Here is a 17,097-nt window from a genome sequence, read left to right as displayed (position 1 = left end):
ACAAGCCCAGCAAGGAGGCAGTATGGACGCGGAGCCAGCGGCCCGCTATGTGACCGACCTGCTCGCCGGACTCCACCGGTGGGCGGGGCGTGACGCGCTGGTGACGGAGGACCGCCGTGTCACGTTCGACGAGATGCTGGAGCGCGCCTACCGCATCGCCCGTGCCCTGGGGGGCATGGGGCACAGCCGTCACGAGGGCATCGTCTGTCTGATGGGCAACTCGCCGGAACTGGTCTGTCTGCGGCTGGCCGCGCATCTGCTGGGCAGCCGCTTCACCGCCCTGCACGCGGGCTCCCCGGGCGAGACCGCGGTGTGCCGCGCGGTGCTGACGGCGGCACGGCCGGCCGTGCTGGTGGTCGACCGGCAGGGCGCGCGGGCGCTGGGCGAACCGGCGCCGGGCATGTTCTCGCTGGGGGCGGACGGCGTCGGCTGCGATCTCCAGGCGCTCGCGGACGCCGAGTCCGGCGAGCCGCTGCGGCCGCAGGCCCGTGAGGAGGACACCGCGCTCGTGGTGTACTCCCGCGGCAGCACCGGGGTACGGCGGGGCGCCGTGCACCGCTTCCGGGCGATGAACGTCACCTGGCGCCGCCCGGACGAGGGCGAACTGGGCGACTTCCCCGCCGGGGTGACGACGCTGGCCGTCAGCCCGCTGTCAGGCAACGCCGGCGAGGTCGCCCTGATGCTGCTGCGGGCCGGGTGCACGGTACGGCTGATGGACGACTTCGCCCCGGGTCGGGTGCTGGCCACCGTCGAGACGGAGCGGATCACCAGCGTGTACCTGCCGTCCCCGTACCTGGAACGGCTGGTCGGCCACCCGGAGACGGGACGCACGGACCTGTCGAGCCTGCGCTACCTGCCGTACGGCAACGCCCCCATCGCGCCAGACACGCTGCGCCGGGCAATCGGCGTCTTCGGTCCGATCCTGTCGCAGAACTACGTCACCAGCGAACTGCGTGCCGTCACCCTGCTGCGGCAGGAGGACCATCTGGCCGCCGCCGACGGGCGGCCCCAGCTGCTGCGGTCGGCCGGGCGTCCGCTGCCGGAGGTGGAGCTGCGGATCTGCGGGCCGGACGGCCGGGACCGTCCTGCGGGCGAGCCGGGCGAAGTGTGGCTGCGGGCCCCGCACATGATGAGCGGCTACTGGCGCGACCCGGACGCCACACGGCGGGTGATGCGCAAGGGCTGGCTGCGCTCGGGCGACACCGGCCAGCTCGACCCAGAGGGCTACCTCTACCTCGGGGACCGCGCCTGACGCTCCGCCGGACGGCCCTCCGGGGTCCCTGCGGGCCTTCCGCGCACCTGCGGTTCCTCCACCGCAGGTGCGCGTCATCCCGTTGCTCAGGCGTTCTCCTTGGCGAAGGTCCGCATGCCGACGGCGACGCAGACGACCGCCAGTACGACCCCGACCACGCTGCCCTCCAGGACGGCCCAGGTGGCGAAGTGGTCGGCGAACAGGTCCCGGATGGCGTCGACGACGTAGCGCAGCGGGTTGACGTGCGACAGCACGTCCAGCCAGGTGGGCGCGAGGCTCATCGGGAGCAGGATGCCGGCGAGCAGCATGACGGGGAGGGCGGCCGAGGTGAGCAGCGGTGCGAACTGGTCCTCCGACTTCAGCGCGACGCCCAGCGAGAGGGACAGCGAAGCCAGGGCGATGCCCAGCAGAACGACGAGGACGAGCGCGGCGAGGATGCCGAGGAGGTTGGCGCGCAGGCCGAGCAGCAGCCCGACCGTCACGATGATCACGGACTGGACCAGCAGCACCGTGACCTCGCGGACCACGCGTCCCATCAGCAGCGCGAACCGGCTGACCGGTGTGACCCGCAGCCGCTCGATAACGCCGGAGCGCACGTCGGCGATGATGCCGAACCCGCAGAAGCCCGCGCCGAACAGCGCCAGGTAGACGAGGACACCGGGGACGAACGTCTGCCAGGTGTCGCCGGGGCGTCCCATGTCGCCCAGCCCGGTCAGCAGCGGACCGAACAGCAGGAGGTAGAGGACCGGCTGGACCAGTCCCATCACGATGGTGATCTTGTAGCGGAAGGTGAAGCGGAGCTGGTTCTCGAAGACCAGTAACGTTTCCCTGAGGGTCTGCATGGCGGGGTTCTCCCTGTTCAGGCGGCGTCGACGGAGGCGGCCACACCGGCCTGGCGCCCCGTGAGGGTGAGGAAGACGTCGTCGAGGGTGGGCCGGTCGATCTGGATGGAGACCGGGTCGACGGCCCGGGCGTCGAGCGCCCGCATGAACTCGACCATCGAGCGGCTGCTGTGATCGGCGCGGAACCTGATGGTGTTTCCGGTGACGGCTACGTCGCGGGTCGTGGGAAGGCCGACGACCACGTCCTCGGCGGTGCGTACGTCCTCGGGGGACACCTCCAGGGTCACCGCGTCGCCCGAGACCCGGTTCTTCAGTTCCTCCGGGCCGTCCTCGACCAGGATGGCGCCCTGGTCCATGATCAGGATGCGGTCGCAGAGCGCGTCGGCCTCGTCGAGGTAGTGCGTGCTGAGGAACACCGTCGCGTTGAGTTCGTCCCGCAGACCGCGGATGTGGTCCCACAGCTGGTTGCGGCTGGTCGGGTCGAGTCCGGTGCTGGGCTCGTCCAGGAAGATCAGCGGAGGCCGGTGCACCAGCCCGAGCGCGATGTCCAGACGCCGCCGCTGGCCGCCGGAGAGGCTGCCGACCAGGCGCGACTCCAGGCCGCCGAGGCCCAGGCGCTCCGCCAGGTCGGCGATGCGGGGTCCGGCCGCGGCCTTGGACAGGCCGTACAGCCGGGCCTGGAGGAGCAACTCGTTGCCGACGACCTCCGCCGGGTTGGCGCCGCCGCCCTGTGCGACGTAGCCGATCCGGCGGCGCACTCCGACCGGGTCGGTGAGCAGGTCGCATCCGGCGACGCGGGCGGTTCCGGCGGTGGGCCGCAGCAGGGTGGTCAGCATGCGCAGGGTGGTCGTCTTCCCGGCGCCGTTGGGGCCGAGGAAGCCGACGATCTCCCCGTCCTCGACGGTTAAGTCCACACCGCGTACGGCGGTGACCTCTCCGTGCGGGGCCTGGAAGGTCCGGGCCAGTCCGTGTGCCTCGATCATGGTCATGTCTGGTTCTCCTCGGTCGGGTCCGCGGATGCGGCGTCGGACTCCTCGATCACTTCGTCGAGTACGTCCTGCCAGGCGAGATCGGCTTCGAGCTGCATGACTCTCCGCCGGAACATCGCGTTGTCCAGCGGGCCGATCGAGCCCGCCGCCAGCAGGTTCCTGCGCTCGGCGTCGATGTCGTCGCGCATCGCCATCACGGCCGCGCGCCGTCGCTTGAGCAGATCGCGCAGGATCGGGAGGTCGTTGGTGCGGGTGAACAGCAGCGCCACGCTGAAGGGGTCGGTGCCGTGGTGCACCTGGGTGACTGCCTCCTCGCGAAGCTTGGCCAGCTCCGTCTCCCCTTCGTCGGTGATCCGGTACACCGTGCGGGCCGGACGCCGGCCCACCTGTTCGGTCCGCACCGGCCGGACGAGCCCGTCCTCGTCCATGGTGCGCAGTTCCCGGTAGAGCGCTCCGACGCTCACCCCGCCCCAGCTGCTGACGCTCGTCACCTCGGCGAGGCGCCGGATCTCATGGCCGTGCAGCGGGCCCACGTTCTGCAAAGTGCCCAGAGCCATCAAACGAGTAAGATTCACGGGGGTAGTATCGTGAGAGTAATATCGAGAAGTCAAGCTCGCGAGGACGCCCCGGCGCGGCTCGCCAGAGCGCCCGGCACAGCTCGCGAGAGGTCGTAGTACGCGAAGGAGCGGAGTGAGTCACCTCATGAACGGGTCCCCCGGCGACGACGTCATCAGCGTCGTCGGCGCCCGCACCCACAACCTGCGGGACGTCAGCCTCACCATCCCGAAGAACAAGATCGTCGCCTTCACGGGGGTGAGCGGCAGCGGCAAGACCTCGCTCGCGATCGACACCCTCCACGCGGAGGCCCAACTGCGCTATCTGAACGGCATCTCCCCTTTCTTCCGGCAGTTCATCTCCCCGAAGAACCGACCGCAGTTCGACCGCCTCAGCGGCCTCGGCGTCACGCTCGCCGTCGACCAGCGGCGTCTCAACCGCAGCGAGCGCTCCACCCTCGGCAGCATCACCGGCCTGAACGACTTCCTCGGCCTCCTCTTCGCGCGCATGCCGGCCCTGGGCCCGGAGGCCGTGGAGCACCCCGAACTGCGCGGGCTGACCAGCGCCTACTTCGACCGCTACAGCATGGAGGGCCGCTGCAAGAGGTGCCTCGGCATGGGCGCCACCGTCAGCCCCGACCCGGACGCCGTCATCACCCGCCCCGACCTGCCGCTGCTCAAGGGTGCGGGAGCCTGGTTCGACCGCGCCAACTCGGGCGAGCACCTGGCCCTGCCTGCCCTCGCCGAACGGCACGGCGCCGACCTGGAACAAGCGTGGAGGGAACTGCCCGAGGCGTTCCGGCACGCCGTCCTGCACGGCACCGGGGACGAGCCGGTCGGCTTCCGCATCACCACCCGGCAGAAGAAGTCCGGCAGCGAGACGACCGTCGAGCGCAGCGTTCCCCTCAAGGGCGTCCTCGCCGAGGTGACGCGGTTGCACGAGACCGCGGGCAGTGAGTCGGCCCGACAGCACTACGCGAGCTTCATGCGGCGCGAGGCCTGCGACGCCTGCGCCGGCACGGGCTACGGGGAGGTCGCGCGCACCCTGCGGGTGGGCGGCCTGACCTACCCGGAGGCCGTCGACCGGCCCGTGGAGGAACTGCACGTCTGGGCGGGGACCATCGAACCCACCCTCACGCCCATGCAGCGCGAGGTCGCCGCCACCTTCCTTCCCGACCTCGAGAAGCGGTTACGGCTGATGACCGCGCTCGGCCTCGGGCATCTCCAGCCGCTGCGCACCGCGCCGTCCATGTCCGGCGGCGAACTCCAGCGCGCCCGCGTCACCGCGCAGCTGAACATGGACCTCAACGGCATCATCTTCGTCCTCGACGAGCCCAGCGCCGGACTCCACCCCGCCGACAAGCACCCCCTGCGCGAGATCCTCACCGACCTGCGCGACGCCGGCAACACCGTGCTCCTCGTCGAGCACGACCCCGAACTCGTCGCCCTGGCCGACTGGGTGGTGGACCTCGGCCCCGGCGCCGGACGGCAGGGCGGCACCCTCGTGGCCTCGGGCCCGCCCGAGGAGGTGCGCCGCGTCCCCGAGTCCGTCACCGGCGCTTATCTCGCCGGCCGCGGACCGCGCGTACGGCGTCCCAGGCGCCGGGAGGCCGGGGCCGCGGGCCATGTCGCGCTGGTGGGTGTCGACGTCCACAACGTACGGCTGGACCGTGTCGCCGTCCCGCTGAACACCCTCACCTGCATCACCGGGGTCAGCGGCAGCGGCAAGAGCAGTCTGCTGCACGAGGCCCTCGGAGACGGGCTCGCGGCCACCCTGCGCGGCGAGCGGCCGGCCGCCCTCGCCCGGATCGAGGGCGCGGCGGCCCTGGACTGGGTGACGGTCGTCGACCAGAACCCCATCGGCCGCACGCCCCGCTCCTGTCCCGCCACCTACACCAAGGCGTTCGACCTCATCCGCAAGCTGTACGCGGCCACCCCGCGCGCCCGCGACCGCGGCCTCACCGCCGGCGCGTTCTCCTTCAACTCCCCGGGCGGGCGCTGCGAGACCTGCACCGGATACGGGAAGCGCCAGGTCGACCTCCACTTCATGCCGGACATGTGGGTCGAGTGCGACGTCTGCGAGGGCCGCCGCTTCACCCCCGAGATACTGGCCGTCAGCTACCAGGACCGGTCGATCGACGAGGTGCTCGCCATGACCGTGGACGAGGCCGCCGAGTTCTTCACCGCGCCCCGGCCCCTGGTGGCCACCCTGGACGCCGTGCGCCGTGCCGGACTCGGGTACGTCCAACTCGGCCAGGCCGGCACCGAGCTCTCCGGCGGGGAGGCCCAGCGGCTTAAGCTGGCCAACGCCATCCTCCAGGGCAGCGACGGACGCAACCGCGGCATGGTGCTGCTCGACGAGCCCGCCACCGGGCTGCACCCCTCCGACGTGCAGCGCATCGTCGACGCCCTCGACGTCCTGCTGGAGGCCGGCAACTCGGTCGTCGTCGCCGAACACGACCTGCACGTCGCCGCCTGCGCGGACTGGATCATCGACATGGGTCCGGGCGCCGGCCACCGCGGCGGGCACGTCGTCGCCGAGGGCACCCCGGACCGGATCGTCCAGGGCACCGGGGTGACCGCCCGGTTCCTCCGGCCGCTCTTCGACGGCCCCACGGCCGGGGGCTGACGTCCCGCCCACGTCGTCCAGCCTCTTTTGAGCGATCGTCGAGCCGCGACGGGGACGATCCCGACCATCCGGGATCCTCCCCGAACGCCGCGGCCGGGCGGGCCCCCGCCGACCGGCGCGGGTGTCCGCCCGGCCCCGGGGGGCCGACTTTCCGACAGAGCTGAGGAACGCAACATGACTGCCACGCCCGACTGCCGCATCTGCGGCGGCACACTCCACGAGTTCTTCGACTTCGGACGCCAGCCCGTCGCCGACGCGTTCGTCGACCCCGCGGGCGGGACGGAGGAGTTCTTCCACCGGCTCGCCGTCGCGATGTGCACGTCCTGCACCATGGTGCAACTGCTGGAGGACGTCCCGCGCGAGCGGATGTTCCGCACCGACTACCCCTACCTGTCGTCCCTGTCGACGGTGATGCAGGAGCACTTCCGCGGCACGGCGCGCCGCCTCCTCGACACGGAACTGCGCGACCCGGGCGACTTCCTCGTCGAGTTCGGCAGCAACGACGGCATCATGCTCGACACGATCCGCCGGGCCGGCCGCAGCCACCTCGGCGTCGAACCCAGCACCGGCGTCGCCGAGGCGGCCGCCGCACAGGGCATCCGGGTCCGCAACGCCTTCTTCGAGGAGGAGACCGCGGCCGCCGTCGCCGCCGACGACGGCCCCGCGAAGGTGATCTACGCGGCGAACACGTTCTCCCACATCTCCTACGTCGACTCGGTCTTCCGGGGCGTCGACGCGCTCCTCGCCCCGGACGGGGTCTTCGTCTTCGAGGACCCGTACATGTCCGACATCCTCGAGCGAACGTCGTTCGACCAGATCTACGACGAGCACTTCTACTTCTTCACCGTCCGCTCCGTGCAGGCGATGGCGGCCCACCACGGCTTCGAACTCGTCGACGCCGAATGGCTGCCGGTGCACGGGGGCGAGATTCGCTACACCGTGGCCCGCCCCGGCGTCCGCACGCCCAGCCCCGCAGTCGGCCGCTTCCTGGAGCGGGAGAAGGCCGCCCGCGTCACCGAGCCCGGCACCCTGACCCGCTTCGGCGCCAACGTCGACAAGGTCCGCGACGACCTGCGGGCCCTGCTGGAGCGCTGCCGCGACGAGGGCCGGACCGTGGTCGGCTACGGCGCCACCGCCAAGAGCGCCACCCTGACCAACTACTGCGGCATCGGCCCCGACCTGGTGTCCTTCATCGTCGACAGCACCCCCGCCAAGCAGGGCCGGCTCAGCCCCGGTTCACACATCCCGGTGCGCGCACCCGAGGCGTTCGCCGACCCCTACCCCGACTACGCCCTGCTGTTCGCGTGGAACCACGCCGAAGAGATCATGCGCAAGGAGGCCGACTTCGGCCGCCAGGGCGGCCGCTGGATCTTCTACGTGCCCGACGTCCACACCGCCTGAGCCCCCGCCGCCCCCCGGCGTTCCAGCACCTCACCCACCAGCTCCTCCAGCGCTGCCCCGAGCACCGCACGAGGACGCCAGCCGGTGACCGCGTGGAACGCCGAGGAGTCGACGGCCATGCCCAGCGCGTCAGCGGCGGTCGCCGAGGCCGGGGGGTCCACCTCCAGCACCGGCACCGGTGGCCGCCCGGTGCGCGCGGCCACCGCACGGGCGACGGCGCGGAAGAGGTCCTCGACCGCGACCGGCCGACCCGTGCCCACCGGCCAGTGCCGCCCGGCCAGCCGGTCCGCGTGGTCCGCCGCCGTCGCGAGCGCCCGAGTGGCGTCCGTGACGTGGAGCAGGTCGCGCTGCCCGGCGCCGCCCCGCCACACGCTCAACGGCCGGTCCGCGAGCGCTCGTTCAACCATCGCCGCGACCACTCCGCTGCCGAACGGCCCCGGCCCGGCCCCGTACACCGTCGGCAGGCGCAGGGACACGCCCCGCACGACGCCCCGCGCGGTCGCGTCCTTCAGGACCCGCTCCGCCGCCAGCTTCTGCTGCGCGTACACCGTCACCGGGTGGTCCGGCTCCCGGCCGTCGATCCGGCCCGGTACGCCCGCCTGCAAGGCCGACCCCGCGAACACCACCACCGGGGGCGGCGCCTCCCGCGCCCGGTGGCCCGCGCCGAGGACGTCGACCAGACGGCGCATCACCCCGACGTTGACCCGGGCGGCGGCCGGATCCCGCTCCGCCGCCCGCCAGGCCACACCGGCCTCGATCCGCGCGACCAGGTGGATCACGACGTCGGCGTCCGCCACCGCTCGCGCCATGCCGTGCGGCGCCGTGAGGTCCGCCGCGTACGCCTCGCTGCGGGCGATGCCTCCCGCACCAGGGCGCAACCCCGCCCCAGGGCTCATGGGCCGGCGCCCGACCAGCCGCAGGCGGACCGGTCGCCGGGCGAACTCCGCCGCGACGGCCGATCCGATGAAACCCGAGGCACCCAGGACGACGACCAGCGGGACGGCCGCGTCCGCGCCCGCCGCGTCACCCACCGGCGTCGACGAGGTCACGCAGGGACCGGGCGACCTCGCGCGGGGACGGCTGGGCGACGATCTCCTCTCGTACCCGGGCGGCCGCGTCGGTGTACGACGGCCGGCTGAGCACCGCCTCCACCGCCTCGCGCAGTCGCCCGGCGGTGACCTCCTCGGCCGGCACCCGCCGTGCCACGCCGGACCGCTCCAGGACCTCGGCGTCGCTGACCTGGTTGGGCAGCTGCGGGACGACCAGCTGCGGCACCCCGTGGTAGGCGGCGGTCAGGGCGGTCATGAAACCGCCCTGGTGGACGAGGAGGGACGCGCCGGGCAGCGCCAGGTGCAGCGGCGTGTCCTGCAGCACCCGCATCCCGGCGGGTGGCGTGCCGATCGCCGCCCGCTCCGCGGCGGTGACCGCGACGACGACCTCGACGTCCAGACCGCGCAGTGCGTCCAGGACATCCGGTACGGCGGGTCCGCCCGGTCCGGTCACCTGTGTCGTGGACGTTCCCCAGGTGACGCACACCCGTGGCCTGCGCGGCTCTCCCCACAGCCGTCCGGGGACCTCGCCGGTCCCGTTGTACGGCACCCAGCGCAGCGGCAGCAGTCCCGGTGCCGCGGGAAGGCGCAGGCTCGGCGGGCACGGCGAGACCGTGCGGTGTGCAGGGTCCCCCGAGGAGGGCCGTACGCCGTGCCGCTCGAACTGCTCCCAGTAGCCGGGCAGCACGTCGAGGATCTTCTCGCCGCCCGGTGAGCCGAGGATGTCCGGCCCCCACAGGTGTCGGACACCCACCGCGCCCAGGACGTGCGCGGCGACGAGCGCGGCCGGGGCCATGGTGTCGCCGACAACCAGGTCGGGCCGGAAGGCACGGGCGAAGGCGACGGTGTCGTCGAGCGCGGCGGTGGTGGCCTCGTTCCAGGCGCGGAACAAACCGCCGTCGTCCCGCTCCGCCGCCTCCCGCAGTTCCTCGGCCGTCCCGGGCCGGTCGGTCTCCCGCCGCTCGTGCGGCAGAGTGCGCCGTCGTACGGCCGCGAAGTCGACGTCCGGGCCGACGGCCACGGCGGGCATGCCGGACCGTACGATCGCGGGGTGCATGGACGGCTGGGCGGCGATCCGGACGTCGTGGCCGGCGGTGCGCAGGGCCCAGGCCAACGGCACCATCGCCATGTAGTGCGTGGGCCAGCCCGAGGCGGTGAACAGGACCCGCATGCCGGTCACCGTCCCGCCGTGTCGGGAGCTTTGACGGCCGGCGCGGCCTCCGCCGCCCGCGTGCCAGGCGTCCCTGCGGCCGGTGGCGGCGCGGTGAGCGGCAGGGCCGGTACGTCCTTGGGCCGCAGTCTGCGCACCAGCGGCAGTTCCACCAGCCGGTACAGCAGCCAGGCGACGCCGAGTGCGAGGCAGAACTGCGCGACGAACGACAGCAGTCCGACCCACCACGACAGCACCGGCAGCGGCGCGGGCAGCAGCCCGGCGCTCTGTCCCGCGTTCCACAGCCGGGTGAACAGCTCCTCCTGCACCAGGAGATGACTGACGTAGAAGGACAGGGAGATCTCGCCGAACCACACCAGCGGCTTCCAGCGCAGGGGTGACCATCCGGACCGCAGATCGGCGCCGGCGAGCGCGGCGATGAGCAGCGCGAACGGCACCACCATGGTCGCGGCCAGCGGCAGGTGTCCGCGGGCACTCAGCGTCGCCCACCAGCCGAGCGCGCACAGCACCAGGCTCACCGCCACCCCGGGCCCCCGCCACGCGCCGCGGCGCACCAGCAGGGCGAGGCAGATACCGGTGACGAACTCCGCCATGCGCATTGGCGGGAAGACATAGGCGAACCAATAGCCGATCGGCCCGCCGTAGTCGCCCGTGGGCACCATCTCCATGGGGTCGGGATGCGTGAGGGTGAAAGTGCGCCTGACGACGTACGGCAGGGCGAAGACCAGCGCCACGGCCAGCGCGGGCAGCGCGTAGAGCATCCAGGTGCGCGCCCGCCGCAGCAGGAACAGCAGCGCCGGGAAGCACAGGTAGAAGAACACCTCGCAGCTCAGTGACCAGTCGAGGCCCGTCATGGTCAGGTAGTACCACTGGCTGGGCACCCAGTTCTGCACCAGGAACACATGGGCCAGCGTGACCTTCGCGCCGGGCATGCCGTACCGCACGGTCACCAGGGTGAAGGCAACGGCCAGGGTCACCAGGTGCACGGGATACACCTTGGCGACCCGTCGCCGGTAGAAGGACCGGGCCGAGTCGCCGGGCCGCGCTATGAAGGTGAGCACGAATCCACTGAGCAGAAAGAAGCAGGAGACCGCCACCCCGCCCGCGCGCGAGAAGAGAATTCTGAACGCTTCTTGGAAAGCGGTGGAGTCGAATTTTCCGCCCGCCATGACGAAAGCGAGATAAAAATGCGTACCGAACACCATCAGGGCGAGAATTCCGCGCAGTCCAGTGAGTGACACCAGGTGTTGCGGCCGTACGGAATCGCGTCCGTCGCCGCCGGTTTCATTCAAACTCATCTGTACTCTCTTCCGTCGGTCGGACCGATGCGAGGCGGAGCAGGGTCATCTCCCGGCGAGTCCCTCCAGCACGGGGACGGTCTCGGCGGGCGTCGGCAGGTGCCGCATCTCCTCGGCGAGCCGCAGTGCCGCGTCCCGGTAGGAGGGGTCTTCCAGCAGCCGGGCGACCCGCTCCCGGATCTCCTTCACCGGGCCCGCCGCGCGGCTGAGTTCGCCGTACGTCAGGTGGATGCCGGCACCGGTGGCCGCCTGCCGTTCGGCGTTGAGCGTCGGCTCGGGCCGGCGAGTGACGGTGAACTGGGGCAGGCCGTACCGGGCGGCGGTCAGCGTGGTGCCCGCACCGCCGTGATGCACCACGGCCGTGCAGGTCGGCAGCAGCAGATGCAGCGGTACGGACACCTCCGTGCGCACCGACGCAGGGAGTTCGCCGAGGAGTTCGCGCTGGTCGGCGGTGGTGGTCAGAACGGTCTCCACGGGCAGTTCCGCCACCGCCTCGACCGCCTGCCGCAGCAGGTCGCCCGCCGCGGCCCCGAGCAGCCGGGCCGTCGTGGCGCCCCAGGTCACGCAGACCCGTGGCCGCTCCGGCGGGTCGAGCAGCCGGTCCGGCATGCTGCCGGGACCGTTGTAGGGCACGTACCGCACGGGGTGGACGCCGTCGGCCGCGCCGAAGCCCATCAGGGGCGGGCACGGGTCGACCCACGCGTGCGGCCAGGTCCGCACCGGCGCCCCGAACCGCTCGAAGAGCCGTACGTACCCGTCCTGCGGCTCGTCCCCGAGCCCTTTCATCTCCAGCCGCTGCAGACCCGGACTGCCCCACAGATGGCTGACGCTCGGCACGCCCAGCACCGAGGCGACGACCGGGCCCGCGTACGACACCGCGTCGTGCACGACCAGGTCGGGCCGCCAGTGGCGGGCGAACGCGACCAGGTCGTCGAGCATGTTCGCGGCGAGGGCGAACTGGCGTTGCCCGAGCGCCTCCAGCAGGCCCAGCCGCCGTTCGTCCAGCAGCTGCGGCCGTACCGGCCAGCCCTCGGGCCATCGGTCGTGGTCGTGCCAGGAGGCCAGGTCCTGGTCACGCCGGGCCGCGCGCCCCAGGTCGACGGCAGAGCCCACGGGTACGGCCGGCAGCCCCGAGGCGGTGATGGCGTCGACCAGTGAGGGGGCGCTCGCGACGCGCACCTCATGGCCCGCCGCCCGCGCGGCCCATTCCAGGGGCACCATCGGGAAATGGTGGGACGGCGAGGGAAACGTGGTGAACAGTATGCGCATTTTCCGACCCTCCGCATTGCGGGCCGTGCAGGCCCGGACCCCTTTCTCCCAGCGGCGGCACGAGGCCCGGTCGAGGACGGCTCGACCTTGAATGGAAGAACGCCGGTCGACCTGTTCCCGGTGGCCCGGACTGTGGCAGGGTCTGACCCATGAGGATTCTGCTGACCAGCGCTCCCCTGCACGGCCACATATTGCAACTCGTTCCTTTTTCCTGGGCATTACGAGTGGCCGGTCACGAGGTTTTGGTAGCTGTTCCGGAGGAATGCACACCGGTCGTCCGGAAAGCGGGGCTTCCCGCCGCCGGGACGTGCGAGGGCGTGACGATGGGGCAGATGATCGGCTTCGGGCGAGACGGCACGCCCGTGCCGTGGTCCGCCGACGACGACCGGCGCGTCCGCCGCAGCGGACGCGGTTTCGGCAGGCTGGCCGCGCGCACCCTGGAACGGACCCTGCGCCTCGCCGAGCGCTGGCGGCCGGACCTCGTGGTCAGCGAACCGACCGAGTACGCGGGCCGGTTGGCGGCCGCGGCCACCGGTGTGCCGTGGGTGGAGCACGGCTGGGGCCTGCCGCCCTCGCCGCTCTACCAGGAGGCCGCGCAGGAGGAACTCGCGCCCGAGCTGGCCGCGTCGGGCCTGCGCCGGCTGCCCGCCCCGCTGCTCCGCGTGGACGTCTGTCCGCCCCGGATACGCGGTGCCGACGCCCTCGCGCCGCCGTGCCCGGTGCTGCCGATGCGGTACGTGCCGCACAACGGCTCCGGGCCGGTGCCGGACTGGACCCGCGCGCACCGCGACCGGCCGCGCGCCTGTGTGACGCTCGGCAGCCTGCCGCCGAACCGGGCCCGCCCACTGCTGGAGGCGGTGGTGCGGGGGCTGGCGCCGGCGGGCGTCGAGGTGGTGCTGGCCATGGACGGGGAGCACCTGCGGCCCGGCGCGTCGGCCGGTCCGCCGGTGGCGGGGGTTCACGGGGTCCCGGCCGTCCCGGGGGCGCCGGCAACTCCGGAAACTCCGCCGGTCCCGGGCCCTGGAACCTCAGAGGGCCCTGGAGACCCGGGCGCCCAGGGTCCCCCACCACTCCCTCACGTGCTGGCCTCGGGCTGGCTCCCGCTCGACCAGGTGCTCCCCGCCTGCGACCTCGTCGTACACCACGGGGGGCCGGGCACGACGATGACGGCTTTCGTCCACGGGCTGCCCCAACTCGTCCTGCCCGGAGCCCAGTCGGACACCGCCGCCTATGCGCGAGTGGTGGCGGACACCGGTTCCGGACACCGGCTCGACCCGGCCGAGGCGTCGGCGGAACGCGTCGAGGCCGCGTGCCGATCCCTTCTCGACGACCCCTCCCACCGCGCCGCCGCCCGCTCCGTGGCCGACGACATCGTCCAGCTGCCGTCCCCCGCCGCCACCGCAGCCGCCGTCGTCGAACGGGTGCTCGCCGCGCGGGAGTCCGCATGCGCCCGTTAGCCGTGCCGGGGGCCTGGGAGTTCACCCTGCGCCCACACCACGACGAGCGCGGCACGTTCGCCGAGTGGTACAGCCCCGAAACGGTCGCCGACGCCGCGGGCGCGCCGATGCCCGTGGCCCTGGCAGGGGTCTCCGTGTCCCGCAAGGGCGTGATCCGCGGGGTGCACTTCGTCCGGACCCCGCCCGGCCAGGCACGGTACGTGACCTGCGTGGCCGGTGAGGTGCTGGACTTCACGGTGGACGTCCGGGAGGGCTCGCCCACCTTCGGCCGATGGGACGCGGTCCGGCTCGGACCGGACCACTGGCGGGCGGTCCTGCTGTCCGAGGGCCTCGGCCACGCCTTCGTCGCCCTCAGCGACCGGGCGACCGTGCTCTACCTGTGTTCCGCACCCTACCGGCCTTCACTGGAACACACCGTACATCCGTTCGATCCTGATCTGGCCCTGCCCTGGCCGACGGATGCCGGGCGGACGCTCTCCGAACGGGACAGCGCCGCCCCGACCCTGCGCGAGGCGGCACGGCTGGGACTTCTGCCGCGCTACCCGGACCTCCCGCCCACGCGCCCCACGACCTCGTGAGGAGACCGACGTGACACCTTCGCAGAACAACACCCCGCCCACGGTCCTGGTGGCGGGCGCGGGCCCGGTGGGCCTGATGACCGCCCACGAACTGGCCCGCCGCGGGATCCGGGTACGGCTGATCGACGCGGCCGACGGCCCGGCCGAGACCAGCAGGGCCATGGCGACCCACGCGCGCTCCCTGGAGACGTACGACCAGGCGGGACTGCTCGACCGGATGATGGCGCGAGGCCGGGTCGTCCAGCGGTTCACCATGCATCTCAACGGCCGCACCCTGGCCCGCCTCGGCCCCGACTACTCCCGCCAGCCGACGCGCTTTCCCATGACGTTGATGATCGGCCAGGCCGCGACCGAGGACGTCCTGCGGCAGGCGGTCGCCGACCTCGGGGTGCGGGTCGAGTGGGGGGTACGGCTCACCGGCTTCACCCAGGACGCCGACGCCGTCCACGCCGTGCTGCGCACCCCGGCCGGTGAGGAACGCCTCAGCGTCAGCCGGCTGGTGGGCTGCGACGGCGGCCACAGCACGGTGCGCAAACTGCTGGGCCTGCCGCTCGTCGGCGACTCCACCGAGACCTGGCTGATCGCCGACGCGGAGGTCGACGTCGACCTGCCGCAGAACAGCATCCACTGGGTGAAGGTCGGCACGGGCACCGTCATGGTCATCCCGTTCCCCGAAGAGGGGAAGTGGCGGCTCCTCGACACCGCCGACGCGGACTACGACGGCGACCCCGACGCCGTCGCCGAACGCTTCGCCCGCAAGCTGCGGCACGGCCTGCGACGCCCCGTCACCGTCCGCACCCCGAGCTGGGTGTCGGTCTTCACCATCCAGCAGCGGATGATCGGCACCATGCGCGTCGGCCGCTGCACGGTGGCCGGCGACGCGGCGCACGTGCACAGCCCGGCATCCGGCCAGGGCCTCAACACGGGTATCCAGGACGCCTTCAACCTCGGCTGGAAGCTCGCCATGGTCGAACACGGCCACGCCGACGAGACCCTGCTGGACAGCTACTCGGCCGAGCGCGTCCCCATCGGCCGCGCCCTGCTCGGCTCGACGCGCAAGGCAACGTTCCTCGTCCAGCTGAAGAACTCCGCGGCCGGTGTGGCGCTGCCCGTCGTCTTCGCGGTGGTCCGCCGGTTCGCCGCGGTGCGCGGCCGGATCGAGCGGAAGATCATCGGCACGATGTCGGCCCTGGCCGTGGCCTACCCCGACGGTCCGCTGACCCGGCCCGACTCCCGGCCCGCCGACGCCCCCGGCCCGCGCTCGGGCACCCGGCTGTGCCAGGTGACCGAGGAGCAGGCGCGAACGGAGGCGTGGTCCGCACTGCTCAACGAACTGCGCGACCCGCGCGGCACCCTCCTCGTGGCGGGCCGGGACCCCGCCGCTCGGGACACCGCGCGCGAGGCGTACGGCAAACACGCCGACTGGCTGTCCGTACGCACCCTGGACGACGATGTCTCCGGCCCGGGGGCGAATCCGCCGGCACCGGCCCGGGGGGACGGGTCGCCGGCCGGCCGGCTCGGGCTCGGCCCGGGGGACTGGCTGCCGGCCTGCACCCCGCACACGGTGACCGCGGAGCCCACCGCCCGGTCCGCCCGCCGGGAGCACGCCGACCCGCTGCCCGTGACCTCCCTCGACGACACCTCCGGCTCGGCACCGAGGGCTCTGCACGACCGGGACGGGCTGCTGCGTGCCCACCTCGGGCTCGGCCCCGGAGGCTGGCTGCTCGTCAGGCCGGACGGGTACGTCTGCGCGCGTGGTGACCGCCTGACCCGGGACGCGCTCGAACCGGCCCTCGACGCTCTCCGGGGGCGGCGACGCGTCCAGGGGGGATGACCGTGGATCTCGGCCTCGACGGCAGGACCGTCCTCGTCACGGGCGCCTCCTCCGGTATCGGGCTCGCCACCGCACGCGCCTTCGCCGCCGAGGGCGCCCGGGTGGCGGTCACCTACCGCAGCGACGCGGCGGGGGCCCAACAGCTGGCCGGCGAACTCGGCGCCGCAGCCGACCGCGCCATGGCCGTCCCGTACGACCTGGGGGATCCCGCCGCGGTCGAGGCCGCCGTCGACGTCGTCGAGCGGCGCTGGGGCGGGGTGGACGTCGTCGTCGCCAACGCGGTACGGCGCGGCTCCCGGCGCGCTCCCGGCCTGCATCTGGAGGACGTACCCGCCAAGGAGTGGAGCGCCCTGCTCCGCGACAACCTGGAGCAGACCCTGCACACCGTCCAGTTGGTGCTGCCCGGCATGCGCGCCAGAAAGTGGGGCCGGATCGCCCTGGTGTCCTCGCACATCGCCCGGGACGGCGCCCCCGGCCAGGAGATCTACGGGGCGGCCAAGGCGGCCCTGCACGGCTTCGCCCGCAGCCTGGCCTGGGACGCCGGTCCGGACGGGGTCCTGGTCAACGTCGTCAGCCCCGGACTGACCCGTACCGCCGGGGTCCTGGCCGACCTGCCGGCCCCGGTGCGCGAGAGGGAATTGACCCGGACCCCCACCCGTCGGCTCAGCTCGCCCGAGGACGTCGCCCGCGCCATCGCCTTCCTGTGCTCCGCGGCGAACGACAACATCACCGGCGCGGTCCTGGACGTCTCCGGCGGCCGCTAGACCCTCCCCT

At 72.9% G+C, this 17,097-nt stretch carries 14 protein-coding genes; 7 read left to right on the top strand and 7 right to left on the bottom strand.

The features are described from left to right. Positions 1-22: 22 nt before the first annotated feature. A complete protein-coding gene (locus J5Y05_RS00735; protein ID WP_210867754.1) occupies positions 23-1,252 on the top strand; it encodes an AMP-binding protein in 1,230 nt (409 codons plus the stop codon). Positions 1,253-1,338: 86 nt separating this feature from the next. Here J5Y05_RS00735 and J5Y05_RS00730 read toward each other — a convergent pair whose 3' ends face one another. Genes J5Y05_RS00730 through J5Y05_RS00720 form a run of 3 tightly spaced genes read right to left on the bottom strand, consistent with a single transcriptional unit; the run spans position 1,339 to position 3,640 of the window. After that, entirely contained in the window at positions 1,339-2,094 is a 756-nt protein-coding gene (locus tag J5Y05_RS00730) for an ABC transporter permease (protein ID WP_210867753.1), read from the bottom strand. Positions 2,095-2,111: 17 nt separating this feature from the next. Continuing rightward, positions 2,112-3,083 carry an ATP-binding cassette domain-containing protein gene (locus tag J5Y05_RS00725; protein WP_210867752.1) on the bottom strand — a complete coding sequence of 324 codons (972 nt, stop codon included), beginning with the start codon at positions 3,081-3,083 and terminating at the stop codon, positions 2,112-2,114. After that, positions 3,080-3,640 (bottom strand): PadR family transcriptional regulator, encoded by a 561-nt coding sequence (locus J5Y05_RS00720; protein ID WP_210867751.1) that lies wholly within the window; start codon positions 3,638-3,640, stop codon positions 3,080-3,082. The genes J5Y05_RS00725 and J5Y05_RS00720 overlap by 4 nt, the downstream gene beginning before the upstream one ends. Positions 3,641-3,785: 145 nt before the next feature. Here J5Y05_RS00720 and J5Y05_RS00715 point away from each other — a divergent pair, with 145 nt between their 5' ends. Together J5Y05_RS00715 and J5Y05_RS00710 are read left to right on the top strand one after the other, a co-directional pair. Then, entirely contained in the window at positions 3,786-6,266 is a 2,481-nt protein-coding gene (locus tag J5Y05_RS00715) for an excinuclease ABC subunit UvrA (RefSeq protein WP_210867750.1), read from the top strand. Between the two features lie 174 nt (positions 6,267-6,440). Continuing rightward, complete coding sequence (locus J5Y05_RS00710) at positions 6,441-7,667, top strand: class I SAM-dependent methyltransferase (protein ID WP_210867749.1); 1,227 nt, start codon at positions 6,441-6,443, stop codon at positions 7,665-7,667. On the opposite strand, the gene J5Y05_RS00705 is transcribed toward J5Y05_RS00710, so the two are convergent. Genes J5Y05_RS00705 through J5Y05_RS00690 form a run of 4 tightly spaced genes read right to left on the bottom strand, consistent with a single transcriptional unit; the run spans position 7,640 to position 12,406 of the window. Further along, positions 7,640-8,716, bottom strand: coding sequence for an NAD-dependent epimerase/dehydratase family protein (locus tag J5Y05_RS00705; protein ID WP_210867748.1), 1,077 nt, complete (start codon positions 8,714-8,716; stop codon positions 7,640-7,642). The two genes, J5Y05_RS00710 and J5Y05_RS00705, sit on opposite strands and share 28 nt — an antisense overlap. Next, a complete protein-coding gene (locus J5Y05_RS00700) occupies positions 8,691-9,887 on the bottom strand; it encodes a nucleotide disphospho-sugar-binding domain-containing protein (RefSeq protein WP_210867747.1) in 1,197 nt (398 codons plus the stop codon). Before J5Y05_RS00700 ends, J5Y05_RS00705 begins: the two co-directional genes overlap by 26 nt. 5 nt (positions 9,888-9,892) lie before the next feature. Further along, positions 9,893-11,185 (bottom strand): acyltransferase family protein, encoded by a 1,293-nt coding sequence (locus J5Y05_RS00695; protein ID WP_210867746.1) that lies wholly within the window; start codon positions 11,183-11,185, stop codon positions 9,893-9,895. 45 nt (positions 11,186-11,230) lie between these two features. Beyond that, entirely contained in the window at positions 11,231-12,406 is a 1,176-nt protein-coding gene (locus J5Y05_RS00690) for a nucleotide disphospho-sugar-binding domain-containing protein (RefSeq protein ID WP_247613984.1), read from the bottom strand. 197 nt (positions 12,407-12,603) lie between these two features. On the opposite strand from J5Y05_RS00690, the gene J5Y05_RS00685 reads away from it, so the two are divergent. The 4 genes from J5Y05_RS00685 to J5Y05_RS00670 are packed head-to-tail and all read left to right on the top strand — an operon-like array spanning position 12,604 to position 17,087. Next, positions 12,604-13,911, top strand: coding sequence for a nucleotide disphospho-sugar-binding domain-containing protein (locus J5Y05_RS00685; protein WP_372450446.1), 1,308 nt, complete (start codon positions 12,604-12,606; stop codon positions 13,909-13,911). Continuing rightward, complete coding sequence (locus J5Y05_RS00680) at positions 13,899-14,489, top strand: dTDP-4-dehydrorhamnose 3,5-epimerase family protein (protein WP_210867743.1); 591 nt, start codon at positions 13,899-13,901, stop codon at positions 14,487-14,489. The genes J5Y05_RS00685 and J5Y05_RS00680 overlap by 13 nt, the downstream gene beginning before the upstream one ends. 10 nt (positions 14,490-14,499) lie before the next feature. Continuing rightward, positions 14,500-16,323: an FAD-dependent oxidoreductase gene (locus tag J5Y05_RS00675; protein WP_307853621.1), complete on the top strand. Its 1,824-nt coding sequence runs from the start codon at positions 14,500-14,502 to the stop codon at positions 16,321-16,323. After that, positions 16,320-17,087: an SDR family NAD(P)-dependent oxidoreductase gene (locus J5Y05_RS00670; RefSeq protein WP_247613983.1), complete on the top strand. Its 768-nt coding sequence runs from the start codon at positions 16,320-16,322 to the stop codon at positions 17,085-17,087. The genes J5Y05_RS00675 and J5Y05_RS00670 overlap by 4 nt, the downstream gene beginning before the upstream one ends. Positions 17,088-17,097: the final 10 nt, after the last annotated feature.

Source organism: Streptomyces tagetis, assembly GCF_018069565.1.
Taxonomy (GTDB): domain Bacteria; phylum Actinomycetota; class Actinomycetes; order Streptomycetales; family Streptomycetaceae; genus Streptomyces; species Streptomyces tagetis.
The sequence above is the reverse complement of the archived record's forward strand: the minus strand, read 5'-3'. Positions and strand labels throughout refer to the sequence as shown.

What these genes read in the sequence shown, in the direction of transcription:
- J5Y05_RS00735 (WP_210867754.1), top strand. Translation starts at nt 23, where the DNA reads ATGGACGCGGAGCCAGCGGCCCGCTATGTGACCGACCTGCTCGCCGGA.
- J5Y05_RS00730 (WP_210867753.1), bottom strand. Translation starts at nt 2,094, where the DNA reads ATGCAGACCCTCAGGGAAACGTTACTGGTCTTCGAGAACCAGCTCCGC.
- J5Y05_RS00725 (WP_210867752.1), bottom strand. Translation starts at nt 3,083, where the DNA reads ATGACCATGATCGAGGCACACGGACTGGCCCGGACCTTCCAGGCCCCG.
- J5Y05_RS00720 (WP_210867751.1), bottom strand. Translation starts at nt 3,640, where the DNA reads ATGGCTCTGGGCACTTTGCAGAACGTGGGCCCGCTGCACGGCCATGAG.
- J5Y05_RS00715 (WP_210867750.1), top strand. Translation starts at nt 3,786, where the DNA reads ATGAACGGGTCCCCCGGCGACGACGTCATCAGCGTCGTCGGCGCCCGC.
- J5Y05_RS00710 (WP_210867749.1), top strand. Translation starts at nt 6,441, where the DNA reads ATGACTGCCACGCCCGACTGCCGCATCTGCGGCGGCACACTCCACGAG.
- J5Y05_RS00700 (WP_210867747.1), bottom strand. Translation starts at nt 9,887, where the DNA reads ATGCGGGTCCTGTTCACCGCCTCGGGCTGGCCCACGCACTACATGGCG.
- J5Y05_RS00695 (WP_210867746.1), bottom strand. Translation starts at nt 11,185, where the DNA reads ATGAGTTTGAATGAAACCGGCGGCGACGGACGCGATTCCGTACGGCCG.
- J5Y05_RS00690 (WP_247613984.1), bottom strand. Translation starts at nt 12,406, where the DNA reads ATGGTGCCCCTGGAATGGGCCGCGCGGGCGGCGGGCCATGAGGTGCGC.
- J5Y05_RS00685 (WP_372450446.1), top strand. Translation starts at nt 12,604, where the DNA reads ATGAGGATTCTGCTGACCAGCGCTCCCCTGCACGGCCACATATTGCAA.
- J5Y05_RS00680 (WP_210867743.1), top strand. Translation starts at nt 13,899, where the DNA reads ATGCGCCCGTTAGCCGTGCCGGGGGCCTGGGAGTTCACCCTGCGCCCA.
- J5Y05_RS00670 (WP_247613983.1), top strand. Translation starts at nt 16,320, where the DNA reads ATGACCGTGGATCTCGGCCTCGACGGCAGGACCGTCCTCGTCACGGGC.